Below are 14,389 nucleotides of genomic sequence, written 5' to 3' on the forward strand. Positions count from 1 at the left end.
ACCCCCGTCGAGTTCCGCTATCCGTCGCGTACCCCGTGCCCCTGGTAGAGCACGGCGGCCGACGCGGTCGGCACGATGCGCGGCACCTGGCCGGACGGCGTCTCGATGCCGCGAGCCCGGCGGAGCAACCAGCGCAGCAGGCCGGGCACGGCCGGGCGGACGCCACGCACCCGCAGGTCCACCCCGTGTCGGGCGCACTCGGCGACCAACTCACGATCGTCCACGAACAACCGTGGGTCGTGGATGCCACGCGGCACGGTCGGCAGCCGCTCGGCGATCCGGACCGCGACCAGCCGACTCAGGGCGGTGTCGTTGAGCGTGTCGAGCACGAGCAGGCCGCCCGGTCGCAGCAACCGGCACGCCTGCGCGACCGCGGCGCGCCAGTCCGGGACGTGTTCCAGCAGCTCACCGGCGGCGACCACGTCGGCGCAGCCGTCGGCGAGCGGCACCGCCGTGGCGTCACCGTTGACCACTGTCACACCGTGGTCGGCCGCCTGGATCAGCGCCGAGCGGGTCAGGTCCACCCCGACGTGCCGGTAACCCTTGCCGACCAGGTGCGGGGCGAGCAGTCCGGCACCGCAACCGAGGTCGACCAGGAGCGCGCCGGGACGCGCCGCCGGGGGCACCAGGGCCGCCCGGGCCTGGGCCAGCCAGTGCAGCATGGCGAAGGCGCCGTCCGGCCGCCACCATTCCCCGGCCAGGTCGTCGTACTGGCGCGGATCGTTGCGGGGCAGGCTCAGGCCGGCATCACGCATGACATCGAGCGTGGCACGACTGACGGGTAACGACCAGACTTCCGTTATGTCGTCGACGGTGTTAGGGCTGGTCAGGGCGAGCCATCCGGAGCCGACGGCGGCAGTCACCACAGTGGCCGCCCTGCTCGCCGTCGGCATCGGTCACCCGCCCCAGGGCATCGCCACGGTGGCGATCACCGTGGCGGCCAGTCAGTTCGCCGTCGGCTGGACCAACGATCTGGTCGACGCCGACCGGGACGCATTGGTCGGCCGCGCCGACAAACCTGTCGCGGCCGGGCTGGTCAGCCGCCGGCTGGTGGCGGTGGCCGCGGCGGTGGCCGCCACCACCACCGTGGCGCTGGCGCTGACCACGAACCCGGTGGCCGCGCTCTGCGCCACCATCGGGCTGGTCGCGGCCCTGCTCTACGACTGGCCGCTGAAGTCGACGGCGGTCTCGGTGCTGCCGTACGCGATCTCCTTCGGCGCGTTGCCCGCCTTCGTGGTCCTGGCCCTGCCCGGCGCACCCGCCCCGCCCGTCTGGCTGGTCGCCGCCGCAGCTCTGCTCGGCGCGGGCGCACACTTCGCCAACGTGCTGCCCGACTTCGCCGACGACGCCCGGACCGGAGTGCGCGGACTGCCACACCGGCTGGGTCCGGCGGGGAGCCGGTTGGCGGCCGTCGGGCTGCTGGTCGCGGCGACCGGCACGCTGGTGCTCGGCCCGCCCGGCCCGCCGTCGGGCGTGGGCCTCGCGACCGTCGCCGCCGCCCTGATGATCACCGCAAGCGCCTGGTACGCCGGTCGCAGCGCCGAACGAGCGGGTGTCCGCCCGGTGGCCGCCTTCCGGGCGATGATGTTGGTAGCGCTGATCGATGTCGTGCTGCTGGTCACGAGCGGTCGGCTGGTCTGAGCCTCACCCTGGCAGGTGGCTGCGCCGGGTCGGCGTGCGGGCCACGATCAGCTCCAACTACCCTGGAGCGCGGTCTGCGCGGGCATGGCCAGCGGGTCCGGCGGGTTAGCCGGGTAGTGATCGTGACGAGGAGGACCGACGTGACGCGCTCGATCAGGGGATCCCGGCGAGCTGCCGTACTGCTGCCCGGAATCGCGGCGGCAGCGGCGCTGCTGCTGTCCGGGTGCGGCGCCGGCCAGATCTCCGAGACGGCCAACAAGGTGCCGTCGGTCCAGGGCGTCAACCTTGAGGGCGCCGAGGGCAAGTACGGCGTGCTGGGCGTGCTGGTCGCGTACCCCGGCGTCGAGGGCTACCAGGCCGGCGACAACGCGGTGCTGAACGCGGTCTTCTACAACGACACGCACAACCCGGTCACCGTGACTGTCACCTCGCCGGACGCCCGCGAGGTCGTGCTCACCACGGTTCGCGCGGCGACCAGCCCGTCGCCCACCGCCAGCCCGTCGCCGACCGGCTCGCCCTCGCCGACCGGCTCCCCGTCGCCCGACGGCTCGCCCTCGCCGGACCCGACCTCGTCGCCGGACACCCAGCCGGCCCGGATCGAGATCCCGCCGCTGAGCTACGTGCAGCTGAACACCGAGGGTGACCGGGTGCTCCAGCTCATCGGGCTGAACGGGGCCCTGCTCGCGGGCCAGAACGTCACAGTCAACTTCGACTTCGGTGGCGGCGACCAGATCACCAGCCCGGCCCCGGTGGCCGTGCCGCTCACCCCGCCGCCGCCGCCCTCGCCCATCATCGAGCGGCACACCGAGTTCGAGGGCGAAGGCGGCCACTGACCCACCGGGCGGCAGGTCCCGCCCGACCGAATTCCGGCGCCGCCGGCGTGGTGACCCCATGCCGGCGGCGCCGTCGTCGTACCCGGGGGTTAGCGTCGCTGGGGTGAGCATCTCCCGATCGACTCCGGCCCGAGGCACCGCCGGTGGGCGCAGCAAGGCTGCCGGCCGCGAGCCCCGGCCCGCGTACGAGTGCGACGCCTGCGGCCACCAGCCACCGAAGTGGGTGGGACGCTGCCCCGAATGCGGCGAATGGGGTTCGGTGGTCGAGTGCACGATCACCGGTCCCACCGTGTCGGGACGGGTGGTCAGCTCTCGGATGCCCGCCGAGCCGGCCCGGCCGATCGCCACCATCAGCGCGGCACCGGCCCGGGCCCGGCCCACCGGCGTCAGCGAGCTCGACCGGGTGCTCGGCGGCGGGTTGGTGCCGGGGGCGGTGGTGCTGCTCGCCGGTGAGCCCGGTGTCGGCAAGTCGACCCTGCTGCTCGACGTCGCCCAGCAGTGGGCGGCGGGCGCGGGCAGCCCGTCGCTGGTGGTCAGCGGCGAGGAGTCGGTCAGCCAGGTGCGGCTGCGGGCCGAACGGATGGGCACCCTGCACGACCAGCTCTACCTGGCCGCCGAGAGCGACCTGGCGGCGGTGCTCGGTCACCTCGACGCCGTCAAGCCCGGCCTGCTGGTGCTCGACTCGGTGCAGACCATCTCCACCACCGGCACCGAGGGGGTGCCCGGCGGGGTCACCCAGGTGCGGGCGGTCACCGCCGCGCTGGTCTCGGTCGCCAAGGAGCGCGGCATCGCCACCGTGCTGGTCGGCCACGTCACCAAGGACGGTCAGGTGGCCGGCCCTCGCGTGCTGGAGCACCTGGTCGACGTGGTGCTGCACTTCGAGGGCGACAAGCACTCGTCGCTGCGGATGGTGCGCGGGGTCAAGAACCGTTTCGGCGCGGCCGACGAGGTGGGCTGCTTCGAGATGCACGAGGGCGGCATCAGCAGCCTCGCCGACCCGTCCGGGCTGTTCCTCACCCGCTACGCCGAGCCGGTGCCGGGCACCTGCGTGACGGTGGCGATGGAGGGGCGGCGGGCCCTGGTCACCGAGGTGCAGGCGCTGATCGGTGCCACGGTGGCCGGCTCCCCCCGGCGTACGGTCTCCGGTCTGGACTCGGCCCGTCTGGCGATGGTGCTGGCGGTGCTGCAACGCCGCACCGAACGGCTCACCCTGCACGACCGGGAGGTCTTCGCGGCCACCGTCGGGGGCATCCGGGTGGTGGAGCCGGCGGCAGACCTGGCGGTCGCGCTCGCCGTCGCCTCCGGCGGCCTCAACCTGGCCATCGCACCCCACCTCGTGGCGATCGGCGAGGTCGGTCTGACCGGTGAGGTACGCCGGGTCGGCGCGGTGCCCCGCCGGCTGACCGAGGCGGCCCGGCTCGGCTTCCGGCTGGCCCTGGTGCCACCGGGCTGCGGGCCGACCAGCACCGGTGCCGGTCCCGACCAGATGCGGGTGATCGAGGTCGACAACGTCCGTTCGGCGCTTCAGGCGGCAGCCCGGGCATCGGCGGAATGAAAGCCACGTCCCGGGTGATTCCGCCCGGCCCGGACGGAGGGACGGATCGTGACACATCACAGTAACCACAGGAGCACCCACCGCACGGCAGTCCGTAGACTGTGCCCGTGCCAGTCGACCGCGATACCACCAAGCCTGCCGGCGCGACGCCCCACGCCCGCACCGGCGCCGTGGGCTCGCCCGCCCGTCCGATCAGCATCAGCGTGACCGGGGGTGGCAGCGCCGGCGATCCGCTGCGCGCCAATCTGGCCCTGATGGCACCCGGCACCGCACTGCGCGACGGTCTGGAACGCATCCTGCGCGGGCGGACGGGTGCGCTGATCGTGCTCGGCTACGACAAGGTGGTCGAAGGGCTGTGCACCGGCGGTTTTCCGCTCGACGTCGAGTTCTCCGCCACCCGGGTCCGCGAGCTGTGCAAGATGGATGGCGCGGTGGTGCTGTCCAGTGACGGCACCCGGATCGTCCGCGCCGCGGTGCACCTGATGCCCGATCCGACCATCCCGACGGAGGAGTCCGGCACCCGGCACCGCACCGCCGAGCGGGTCGCCCGGCAGACCGGCTACCCGGTGATCTCGGTCAGCCAGTCGATGCGGATCATCAGCCTCTACGTCAACGGGCAACGGCACGTGCTCGACGATTCGGCGGCGATCCTGTCCCGCGCCAACCAGGCGTTGGCCACCCTGGAGCGCTACAAGCTCCGGCTGGACGAGGTCTCCGGCACGCTCTCGGCGCTGGAGATCGAGGACCTGGTCACCGTACGTGATGCGGTGGCCGTGGTGCAGCGGCTGGAGATGGTCCGCCGGATCGCCGACGAGATCGCCGGCTACGTGGTGGAGCTGGGCACCGACGGCCGGTTGCTCGCCCTCCAGCTCGACGAGTTGATGGCCGGGGTGGACGCCGACCGCACGCTTGTCATCCGGGACTACCTGCCGACCGGTCGGAAGCCCCGCACGCTCGACGAGGCCCTGGTCGAGCTGGACCTGCTCACCGCCACCGAACTGATCGACCTGGTCTCGGTCGCCAAGGCCATCGGCTACCCGGCCGCCTCCGACGCGCTGGACGCGGCGGTCAGCCCTCGCGGCTTCCGGCTGCTGGCCAAGGTGCCCCGGCTGCCGGTGGCCGTGGTGGACCGGCTGGTGGTGCACTTCGGCAGCCTCCAGCGGCTGCTCGGCGCCACCGTGGAGGACCTGCAGGCCGTCGAGGGCGTCGGCGACGCCCGGGCCCGAGGCGTACGCGAAGGGCTGTCCCGCCTCGCCGAGGCGTCCATCCTGGAGCGGTACGTCTGACGCTCGCTCAGTCGGTGAGGACGAGCTTGACCGGCTGGCTCAGCTTGGTGCCCACCCGAGCGAAGACCTCGTACGTCCCGGCGGGCGGGGTTTCCCCGCTCGCCAGCCCGTTGGCGCACCGGCTGCTGTCCTTGCCGTTCCAGCCCACCTGGTACGAACGCTCGAAGCCCGAGGTGAAGGACTGCACGTCCGACCCGGCGGCGGTGCCGCAGGTGTCCGACGACCAGACCACCTCGGCACCGGACTTGATGTAGATCTCCTGCGCGGTCGCACCGACATCCCGATTGCACGTCCGGTCCGCCCGGTTGCGGACCTTCAGGTGCAGGTCCACCGAGGCACCCCGGACCACCTTCGCCGGCAGCGCCACGGCGGTCACCGAGAGTTCCGCGTCCGTGCAGGTGCCCTCGTCGGCCACGGGTGCGACGGCCGGCGGGTTGTTGGTCAGGCTCGACCCGGGGCCGGGGGTCTCGGTCGGTGTGGCCGGACCGGCACCGGCGTCACCCGACGATGGCGGCGGCGAACCGGTCTGCGGAGTCAGCACCGAACCGGTGGGCTCCGGAGTGCCGGAGACGCCCGGATCGGGCTGATTGCCCCCGGTCGCATCGTTGCCGCCACGCGGGCCGTTGCACGAGTAGAGCAGCACAATCAGGAAGAGCAGGACCGCGCCGAGCACGACGGCGCGACGCCGCCAGTACACGGCGGGAGGCAGGGGGCCGACCGTCAGACGCATGATGCCCCCACCGTAGCGGCGTCGTGCGCGACGGACGGTAACGACGCGCCGAGGCAGACCGGAGCCATCGGAACACATCCTCCACTGTCGACAGACCCGACCCGGGGTCGTCACTCTTCGTACCGGCGCGGCCGGTTCAGAGGTAGACCTTGCGCTGGTAGATCGCGTGTGCGCCGGCCACCCGGTCCAGGAAGAGCAGCCCGGCGCAGTGGTCGATCTCGTGTTGCAGGGCGCGCGCCTCGAAACCGTCCGTCACCAGGCGGACCTGCTCGCCACTGCCGGGCAACGCCCCTTCGACCACGAGCCGGCTGGCGCGCTTGACGTCCCCGGTGAGATCGGGAACCGACATGCACCCCTCGCGGCCCGCCTTCCATCGGGTCGCCTCGACCACTCGGGCGTTGCAGAGCACGAACGTGCCGTGCACGGTGACCGCCTTGGCGTGCCCCGTCACGTCCACCGCGAACACCTGCGCACCCACACCCACCTGAGGCGCGGCCAGCCCGACGCAGCCCGGCGACACCCGCATCGTGGCGACCAGGTCGGCCGCCAGCCGTACGGTCTCCTCGGCGGTCGGGTCGACCTGCGCACCGGCCCGGCTGAGCACCGGGTGCGGCGCGGAGACCACCGGCAACACCTGACCCGGGCCGAGCAGCTCCGGTGTCCAGTCACCGAGGCCCGTCGGTGTCTGCGGGTCCAGATCCGGCCCGCCCACCTGCCCGCTCACAGCAGATCCGGGTCAGCGGGACGGAGAGTGACTTCCACGCCCAGGCCGGCGGCGACCTCCGCCAGCTGGCCCGGAAGCGTGCCGGTGACGTCGGCCGGCAGATCGACCTCGGCGACGACCACGTAGAGCGATCCGACCAGCCGGGTGCTCAGGTCGGTGACGTTGCCGCCGGCCACGGTCACCGCGCGGGTCATCGCGGCCACGATGCCCATCCGGTCCGCGCCGTGCACCGACATGACATAGCGCTCACCGGTGGGCACGGTCTCCCCGTCCGGCCGCACCTGCCGTACGGTCGCCAGCAGCTGGCCGTCGGCGGTCAGTGGGCCCAGGGCGTCCTCGACCTCCGCGGCCGACGGACCGACGCAGATGAGGGTCATCGCGAAGTGCCCCCGTAGCCGGGTCATCGTGCTGTCGGTGAGGTTGGCCCCGAGCCGAGCGAGCACCTCGGCGACGTCGGCCACGATGCCGGGCCGGTCCCGGCCGATGACGGTGATCGCGAGCTCGTTCATCCGGGCATTCTCCCCGATCGTCAGTCGCCATTGGCCACGGCCCGCCCGGAGGTGTCCAATCGTGGGAACCGGCGCGCGTGACATCATCAGCGACGCGATGACGGAATCGACATTCGCCGGACTGGTGAGCCGGTGGTACGAACACAACGCCCGGGACCTGCCCTGGCGCAAACCCGACGTCAGCCCCTGGGCGATCCTGGTCAGCGAGGTGATGCTCCAGCAGACCCCGGTGGTCCGGGTGCTGCCCGCCTGGCACGCGTGGCTGGATCGCTGGCCCACCCCGGCCGCCCTGGCGCAGGACAGTCCGGCCGAGGCGATCCGGATGTGGGGACGGCTCGGCTATCCGCGGCGCGCCGTCCGGCTGCGCGACTGCGCGGTGGCGATCGTGGAGCGGCACGGTGGCGCGGTGCCGGACCGACTGGACCAACTGCTCGCCCTGCCGGGCGTCGGCACGTACACGGCCCGGGCGGTGGCTGCCTTCGCGTACGGTCAGCGGCATCCGGTGGTCGACACCAACGTACGCCGGGTGGTCTGCCGCGCGGTGGCCGGCGAGCCGGACGCCGGCCCGGCGACCCGCCCCGCCGACCTGGTCGCCACCGAGGAACTGCTGCCCGTCGAGCCGGCTGCCGCCGCCCTGGCCAGCGCCGCGATCATGGAGCTGGGAGCGCTGATCTGCACCGCCCGGTCACCCCGCTGCCCGGCCTGCCCGGTGGAGTCGATCTGCGCCTGGCGTGCCTCGGGCCGGGTCGCCCCGGCCGGGCCGACCCGGCGACCGCAGCGGTACGCGGGCACCGACCGCCAGGTACGCGGCCTGCTGCTCGGGGTGCTCCGGGAGGCGACCGGCCCGGTGCCGCACCAACGCCTGGACCAGGTCTGGGACGACGACGTGCAACGGGCTCGGGCGCTGGCCGGCCTGGTCACCGACGGCCTGGTCGAGCCGGTCGGCGAGGCGTCCTTCCGCCTGATCGGCGACGGCCCACCGGCACCCGTCCCGAGCTGAGCCCGGATCCGACGCGTCAGGGCCGGCCTCCGGATGGAGGCCGGCCCTGAATGTCTGGCGGATCAGACGGCCAGCGGATCAGGTGGCTGACGGATCAGGCGGAGTAGCCGCGGGTGGCGACCCAGTCGGCCAACGCCTCGATGCCGATCCAGTACTCGGCCTTCGCCGGGTCGGCGGAGTCAGCGATCTTCGCCTGGGCGCCGCCGTCGCGGTAGCCGGTCACCGAGACGTAATGCCCGCCCTCGAAGGAGTGCGTCCCGCCGTCGAGGTCGAGCGCCGTGCCGGCGACGTTGGCCACCACGCTGCGCCCCTCGTCGACCGCGCGGACGATGTCGGCCCGCAACCGATCGGTCTCGGCACCGTCAGCGGCCCGGCCGGGGATCTCCACCGTGCGGTAGACGTCCTTACCGACCCGCTCGTTGAGCGCCTTGGTGATGTCGTACGCGGAGTCGGTGCCCCGCTCGGTGGTGCCCATCTCCCGGGCCAACTCGTCCTGCGGGACGTCCTTGTCCATGGCCGTCAGCGCGTTGCGCACTGCGGCCGGGCCACAGTAGTAGTAGTTGGGTTGCGCCTGATAGCGCACCTTGAGCTGCCGCTCACCCTTGGCGTGACCGCGGTCGGCGGCCTGCTGGCTGGGGTTCGGGGAAGCGGCGACTGCGCCGGTCGGACCGGCGACCACTCCACCAGCGACAACGGCACCGGCGACGGTCAGGGCGGCCGCCTTGTAGATCAGAGTCGTCATGGTCATCGCCTTCCATCTCGGGGATCGACACGACACCCGGAAAGGGGAGGGGTGCGGAATCGCGTCGGAGGGAAGTAGCAGCATGCCTCGGCGTGATTCGGCAAGGCGGCTGTCGGACGGCAACGGCCTCACCCGGTGGGTGCCGTCGCGTACCCCTCGTACAACCGCTGTTGGTGGGCGCACATGCCCTGGCAAACCGTGACCGCCACCACAAGATTGGCGGCTCTGCCCGACGCCTCGGAACGTCTGCCCGCCCATGGGGCCGGCCTGTCATTTTGTCCGGTATGAGACGGGTGCCGGATCAGAATCCGGTTTCGATGCCGCGCCGCAGAAACACGCCGGCCCGGTGGCAGATGCCACCGGGCCGGCGTCGATGTGAGCTGGTAGGACTCAGGCTGCTGTCTCGTCCGCACCGGTGGTAGCGGTGCCACCGAGATCAGCCGGGACGGCGTCCGGCACGTCGACCGGGCGCTCGGAGCCCTTGAAGACGAGCTTGGACTTGTCGATGTCGTTCGGGTCGCCCTCGCAGTCCACCACCACGATCTGACCCGGGATCAGCTCGTTGAACAGGATCCGCTCGGAGAGGTTGTCCTCGATGTCGCGCTGGATCGTGCGGCGCAGCGGCCGCGCGCCCAGCACCGGGTCGAAGCCCTTGGCAGCCAGGTACTTCTTGGCGTTGTCGGTCAGCTCAAGACCCATGTCCTTGTTCCGCAGCTGGGTCTCGATGCGGGCGATCATGATGTCGACGATCGACAGGATCTCCTGCTGACGCAGCTGGTGGAAGACGATGGTGTCGTCGATCCGGTTGAGGAACTCAGGCCGGAAGTGCTGCTTGAGCTCGTCGTTGACCTTCTGCTTCATCCGGTCGTAGTTCGACTCGGAGTCCTCCGAGGCCTGGAACCCGAGCGAGACCGCCTTGGCCACGTCCCGGGTGCCCAGGTTGGTGGTCAGGATGATGACCGTGTTCTTGAAGTCCACGATCCGACCCTGACCGTCGGTGAGCCGACCGTCCTCCAGGATCTGGAGCAGCGTGTTGAACACGTCCGGGTGGGCCTTCTCGATCTCGTCGAAAAGCACCACCGAGAACGGCCGACGCCGCACCTTCTCGGTCAGCTGGCCACCCTCGTCGTAGCCGACGTACCCGGGCGGGGCACCGACGAGCCGGGAGACCGTGTAGCGGTCGTGGAACTCCGACATGTCCAGCTGGATGAGGGCGTCCTCGCTGCCGAACAGGAACTCGGCGAGCGCCTTGGACAGCTCGGTCTTACCCACACCGGACGGGCCGGCGAAGATGAACGAGCCCGACGGGCGCTTCGGGTCCTTCAGACCGGCGCGGGTACGCCGGATCGCCTTCGAGACCGCCTTGACCGCGTCCTCCTGGCCGATGACGCGCTTGTGCAGCTCGTCCTCCATGCGCAGCAGGCGCGAGGTCTCCTCCTCGGTCAGCTTGTAGACCGGGATGCCCGTCCAGTTGCCCAGCACCTCGGCGATCTGCTCGTCGTCGACCTCGCTGACGACGTCCAGGTCACCGGCCTTCCACTCCTTCTCCCGCTGCGCCTTCTGGCCCAGCAGCTGCTTCTCCTTGTCGCGCAGCTGGGCGGCGCGCTCGAAGTCCTGCGCGTCGATCGCGGACTCCTTGTCGCGACGCACCTGGGCGATGCGCTCGTCGAAGTCACGCAGGTCTGGCGGCGCGGTCATCCGGCGGATCCGCATCCGGGCGCCCGCCTCGTCGATGAGGTCGATCGCCTTGTCCGGCAGGAACCGGTCGGAGATGTACCGGTCGGCAAGCGTCGCGGCAGCCACCAGCGCGGCGTCGGTGATGCTGACCCGGTGGTGCGCCTCGTAGCGGTCGCGCAGGCCCTTCAGGATCTCGATGGTGTGCGCCAGCGACGGCTCACCCACCTGGATCGGCTGGAACCGGCGCTCCAGCGCCGCGTCCTTCTCCAGGTGCTTGCGGTACTCGTCGAGGGTGGTCGCGCCGATGGTCTGCAGCTCGCCACGGGCCAGCATCGGCTTGAGGATGCTCGCCGCGTCGATCGCGCCCTCGGCGGCACCCGCACCCACCAGGGTGTGGATCTCGTCGATGAACAGGATGATGTCGCCGCGGGTGCGGATCTCCTTGAGTACCTTCTTCAGGCGCTCCTCGAAGTCACCGCGGTAACGGGAGCCGGCCACCAGCGCGCCCAGGTCGAGCGTGTAGAGCTGCTTGTCCTTGAGCGTCTCGGGCACCTCGCCCTTGATGATCTTCTGGGACAGCCCCTCGACCACGGCGGTCTTGCCGACGCCGGGCTCACCGATCAGGACCGGGTTGTTCTTGGTACGGCGGGAGAGCACCTGCATCACCCGCTCGATTTCCTTCTCGCGCCCGATCACCGGGTCGAGCTTGCCCTCGCGGGCCGCCTGGGTCAGGTTCCGGCCGAACTGGTCCAGCACCAGGCTGGTCGACGGCGCGGCCTCACCCGGCGCGGTGCCCGCCGCGGCCGGCTCCTTGCCCTGGTAGCCGGAGAGCAGCTGGATGACCTGCTGGCGGACCCGGTTCAGGTCGGCGCCGAGCTTGACCAGCACCTGGGCGGCGACGCCCTCGCCCTCGCGGATCAGGCCGAGCAGGATGTGCTCGGTGCCGATGTAGTTGTGGCCGAGCTGCAGCGCCTCGCGCAGCGACAGCTCCAGCACCTTCTTGGCCCGCGGTGTGAACGGGATGTGCCCGCTCGGTGCCTGCTGGCCCTGGCCGATGATCTCCTCCACCTGCTGGCGGACGCCCTCCAGGGAGATCCCGAGGCTCTCCAGGGCCTTGGCCGCGACGCCCTCACCCTCGTGGATCAGGCCCAACAGGATGTGTTCCGTACCGATGTAGTTGTGGTTGAGCATCCGGGCCTCTTCTTGGGCCAGGACGACAACCCGTCGCGCTCGGTCGGTGAACCGCTCGAACATGCCCTCGTGCTCCTCACGTGCCGTGCGCACTCGATCTTGGTGGTCAAGACTCTCGGCGGGGCCGGTGCGCGAGCGCCCGGGACGGGCGTCCGCGCCTCATTACTCTATCGCCGCGAACCGGCTCGGCTGACCTCGTGTGTCTGCGCGGTGGGCCCGGTACGCGTCGTTTTGCACAACCCTCCGCGCTCAGCGGGTGTTCCGGGCGGGGGGTCTGTACGCGCAGAGCGAAATTCGGCGGACAGCCGCAAGCCACCGGAACCATGCACGGAGGGGCCCCGGAGACCGGACGGCATCCCTTCCGACGCCATCCACAGGGTGTGGACAACACATCCACCGGCTGTGGACAACGCCCGACCCGTCGGCTTTAGTCCCCGCGGCCGGGCCGGAAACGACGCCGACGCCGGCCCGGAATGTTCCTCCGGGCCGGCGTCGGCCGATGACCTTCGCAGGAGTCGTCTCAGTGCCCCGCCTTGGCGTGGTACTCGTCGACGATCTCCTGCGGGATGCGACCCCGGTCGGAGATGTCCTTGCCGGCCTTGCGCGCCCAGGCCCGGATGGCCTTGTTCTGCTCGCGGTCGGCGGTGGCTCCACCCCGACCACGGGCGGCGCGCCCACCGACGACCACACCGCCACGGCCCACCTTGGTGCCGTGCGCGATGTACTGCGCGAATGCATCACGCAATTTGTCGGCGTTGGAACTCGACAGGTCGATCTCGTACTGAACGCCGTCGAGGGCGAACTTGACGGTCTCGTCCGCGTCCCCGCCGTCCAGGTCATCGACCAGCTTGTGAATGATCTGCTTGGCCACGTCCCACATTCCTTTCGAGCAGGGCTGATACTGCCATCTGCGACAGCAACAATAACCTGTCAGATGCTTGTCACGTCAATAGGACGCGGTAACGAGCCGACGAGTTCCGTACGACTACTCCGGGCGAACCAACGGGAACAGGATGGTTTCCCGAATTCCCAGGCCGGTCAGCGCCATCAGGAGTCGATCGATTCCCATTCCCATGCCACCGGCCGGCGGCATTCCATACTCCATGGCCCGGAGAAAGTCCTCGTCCAGCCGCATCGCCTCATCGTCGCCACGAGCGGCCAGTTGCGCCTGGGCGAGCAGCCGTTCCCGCTGCACCACCGGATCGACCAACTCCGAGTACGCGGTGGCCAACTCGAACCCGAACACATACAGGTCCCACTTCTCGGCCACGCCCGGCTCACTGCGATGTCCACGGGTCAGCGGGCTGGTCTCCTCCGGATAGTCGCGCACGAAAGTGGGTGCCTGAAGCCCGGGCACGACCAACTCCTCGAACAACTCCTCGGCCAACTTGCCCGGCCCCCACTTGGGGTCGACGCTTACGCCGACCTTGTCCGCGTACTCGACGAGACGGGCCCGTTCGGTGCGGACCGTGACCTCCTCGCCGAGCGCATCGGAAAGCACACCGAAGAGGCTCACCGAACGCCACTCGCCGCCCAGGTCGAACTCCTGACCGTCGGCGTGCGTCACCACGGTCGACCCGGTTGCCGCGATCGCCGCCTGCTGTATGAGATTCCGGGTCAACTCGGCCATCGTGTTGTAGTCGCCGTACGCCTGGTACGCCTCGAGCATCGCGAACTCCGGTGAGTGCGAAGAGTCGATGCCCTCATTACGGAAGTTACGGTTGATCTCGAACACCCGCTCGACGCCACCCACCACAGCGCGCTTGAGAAAAAGTTCCGGCGCGATTCGTAGATACAGGTCGGTGTCGAGTGCATTGCTGTGGGTCACGAAAGGCCGGGCCGCCGCACCGCCGTGCAGCAACTGAAGCATCGGGGTCTCGACCTCGATGAATCCCTTGTCGTGCAGCAAATCGCGCAGACTGCGCACCGCAGCCGCCCGGGTACGCACCATCTGGCGCGCCTGAGGGCGGACGATCAGGTCGACGTAACGCTGCCGTACCCGGGCTTCCTCACTGAGTGGCTTGTGCGCCACCGGCAGCGGGCGCAGGGCCTTGGCGGTGACCGCCCACTCCTCGGCGAGCACCGACAGCTCACCCCGCCGGCTGGTGATCACCTCGCCGGTGATGCCGACCAGGTCCCCGAGGTCGATCAGGCGCTTCCAGTCGTCCAGCCGCTCCGCGCCGACCCGGTCCAGCGACAGCATGGCCTGCAGTTCCGTGCCGTCGCCGTCCCGCAGAGTGGCGAAGCAGAGCTTGCCGGTGTTCCGTACGAAGATCACCCGGCCGGTGACCGAGACCCGGTCGCCGGTCGCCGTGTCGGTGGGCAGTTCCGCGTAGCGCTCCCGCACCTCGGCGAGGCTGCTGGTGCGCGGGAAGCTGACCGGGTAGGGCTCGACCCCGTCGGCGAGCATCCGCTCCCGCTTCTCCCGGCGGACCTTCATCTGCTCGGGAAGGTCGTCGGCGGGGTCGACTGGCACGGGGCTCTGCTGGGTCACGGCACGC

Annotated in this window: 13 protein-coding genes; 5 read left to right on the top strand and 8 right to left on the bottom strand. The window is 70.8% G+C overall.

The genetic code is table 11. From position 1 onward, the window contains the following. Window positions 1-17: 17 nt before the first annotated feature. A complete protein-coding gene (locus EG812_RS09680) occupies window positions 18-755 on the bottom strand; it encodes a methyltransferase domain-containing protein (RefSeq protein ID WP_013736243.1) in 738 nt (245 codons plus the stop codon). On the opposite strand from EG812_RS09680, the gene EG812_RS09685 reads away from it, so the two are divergent. From EG812_RS09685 to disA, 4 genes are all read left to right on the top strand, one after another. Next, complete coding sequence (locus EG812_RS09685) at window positions 754-1,641, top strand: UbiA family prenyltransferase (protein WP_431882792.1); 888 nt, start codon at window positions 754-756, stop codon at window positions 1,639-1,641. The two genes, EG812_RS09680 and EG812_RS09685, sit on opposite strands and share 2 nt — an antisense overlap. A 140-nt stretch (window positions 1,642-1,781) precedes the next feature. After that, a complete protein-coding gene (locus tag EG812_RS09690; RefSeq protein WP_043722147.1) occupies window positions 1,782-2,474 on the top strand; it encodes a hypothetical protein in 693 nt (230 codons plus the stop codon). 103 nt (window positions 2,475-2,577) lie between these two features. Continuing rightward, a complete protein-coding gene (gene radA, locus EG812_RS09695; RefSeq protein ID WP_126711364.1) occupies window positions 2,578-4,029 on the top strand; it encodes a DNA repair protein RadA in 1,452 nt (483 codons plus the stop codon). A gap of 107 nt (window positions 4,030-4,136) precedes the next feature. Beyond that, window positions 4,137-5,315: a DNA integrity scanning diadenylate cyclase DisA gene (gene disA / locus EG812_RS09700; RefSeq protein ID WP_013736247.1), complete on the top strand. Its 1,179-nt coding sequence runs from the start codon at window positions 4,137-4,139 to the stop codon at window positions 5,313-5,315. 7 nt (window positions 5,316-5,322) lie between these two features. On the opposite strand, the gene EG812_RS09705 is transcribed toward disA, so the two are convergent. The 3 genes from EG812_RS09705 to EG812_RS09715 all read right to left on the bottom strand — a co-directional run bounded on the left by EG812_RS09705 (window position 5,323) and on the right by EG812_RS09715 (window position 7,278). Beyond that, window positions 5,323-6,045, bottom strand: coding sequence for a hypothetical protein (locus tag EG812_RS09705; protein ID WP_013736248.1), 723 nt, complete (start codon window positions 6,043-6,045; stop codon window positions 5,323-5,325). Window positions 6,046-6,181: 136 nt separating this feature from the next. Next, window positions 6,182-6,742 (bottom strand): peptide deformylase, encoded by a 561-nt coding sequence (locus tag EG812_RS09710; protein WP_043725914.1) that lies wholly within the window; start codon window positions 6,740-6,742, stop codon window positions 6,182-6,184. Window positions 6,743-6,765: 23 nt separating this feature from the next. Beyond that, entirely contained in the window at window positions 6,766-7,278 is a 513-nt protein-coding gene (locus EG812_RS09715) for a glycine cleavage system transcriptional repressor (protein ID WP_013736250.1), read from the bottom strand. Window positions 7,279-7,375: 97 nt separating this feature from the next. Between EG812_RS09715 and EG812_RS09720 the strand changes: the two genes are divergently transcribed. Beyond that, window positions 7,376-8,278 (top strand): iron-sulfur binding domain-containing protein, encoded by a 903-nt coding sequence (locus tag EG812_RS09720; RefSeq protein ID WP_043725917.1) that lies wholly within the window; start codon window positions 7,376-7,378, stop codon window positions 8,276-8,278. A 94-nt stretch (window positions 8,279-8,372) separates the two neighbouring features. Here the strand turns inward: EG812_RS09720 and EG812_RS09725 are convergent, their stop codons facing one another. From EG812_RS09725 to lysS, 4 genes are all read right to left on the bottom strand, one after another. Next, complete coding sequence (locus EG812_RS09725; RefSeq protein ID WP_126711466.1) at window positions 8,373-9,020, bottom strand: C39 family peptidase; 648 nt, start codon at window positions 9,018-9,020, stop codon at window positions 8,373-8,375. A gap of 390 nt (window positions 9,021-9,410) precedes the next feature. Continuing rightward, the gene (locus tag EG812_RS09730; protein WP_013736253.1) at window positions 9,411-11,951 is read right to left on the bottom strand and encodes an ATP-dependent Clp protease ATP-binding subunit; all 2,541 of its coding nucleotides are present in this window, start codon (window positions 11,949-11,951) and stop codon (window positions 9,411-9,413) included. Window positions 11,952-12,408: 457 nt separating this feature from the next. Next, entirely contained in the window at window positions 12,409-12,759 is a 351-nt protein-coding gene (locus EG812_RS09735; protein WP_013736254.1) for a histone-like nucleoid-structuring protein Lsr2, read from the bottom strand. A gap of 114 nt (window positions 12,760-12,873) precedes the next feature. Further along, window positions 12,874-14,382, bottom strand: coding sequence for a lysine--tRNA ligase (lysS, locus tag EG812_RS09740; protein WP_013736255.1), 1,509 nt, complete (start codon window positions 14,380-14,382; stop codon window positions 12,874-12,876). Window positions 14,383-14,389: the final 7 nt, after the last annotated feature.

The sequence above is a fragment of the Verrucosispora sp. FIM060022 genome (assembly GCF_003977705.1).
GTDB classification, from domain to species: domain Bacteria; phylum Actinomycetota; class Actinomycetes; order Mycobacteriales; family Micromonosporaceae; genus Micromonospora; species Micromonospora gifhornensis.

Bases quoted from the DNA above. Each gene is read 5' to 3' on its own strand.
- EG812_RS09685 (WP_431882792.1), top strand. From the start codon at position 754: ATGACATCGAGCGTGGCACGACTGACGGGTAACGACCAGACTTCCGTT.
- EG812_RS09680 (WP_013736243.1), bottom strand. From the start codon at position 755: ATGCGTGATGCCGGCCTGAGCCTGCCCCGCAACGATCCGCGCCAGTAC.
- EG812_RS09705 (WP_013736248.1), bottom strand. From the start codon at position 6,045: ATGCGTCTGACGGTCGGCCCCCTGCCTCCCGCCGTGTACTGGCGGCGT.
- EG812_RS09715 (WP_013736250.1), bottom strand. From the start codon at position 7,278: ATGAACGAGCTCGCGATCACCGTCATCGGCCGGGACCGGCCCGGCATC.
- EG812_RS09720 (WP_043725917.1), top strand. From the start codon at position 7,376: ATGACGGAATCGACATTCGCCGGACTGGTGAGCCGGTGGTACGAACAC.
- EG812_RS09725 (WP_126711466.1), bottom strand. From the start codon at position 9,020: ATGACGACTCTGATCTACAAGGCGGCCGCCCTGACCGTCGCCGGTGCC.
- EG812_RS09730 (WP_013736253.1), bottom strand. From the start codon at position 11,951: ATGTTCGAGCGGTTCACCGACCGAGCGCGACGGGTTGTCGTCCTGGCC.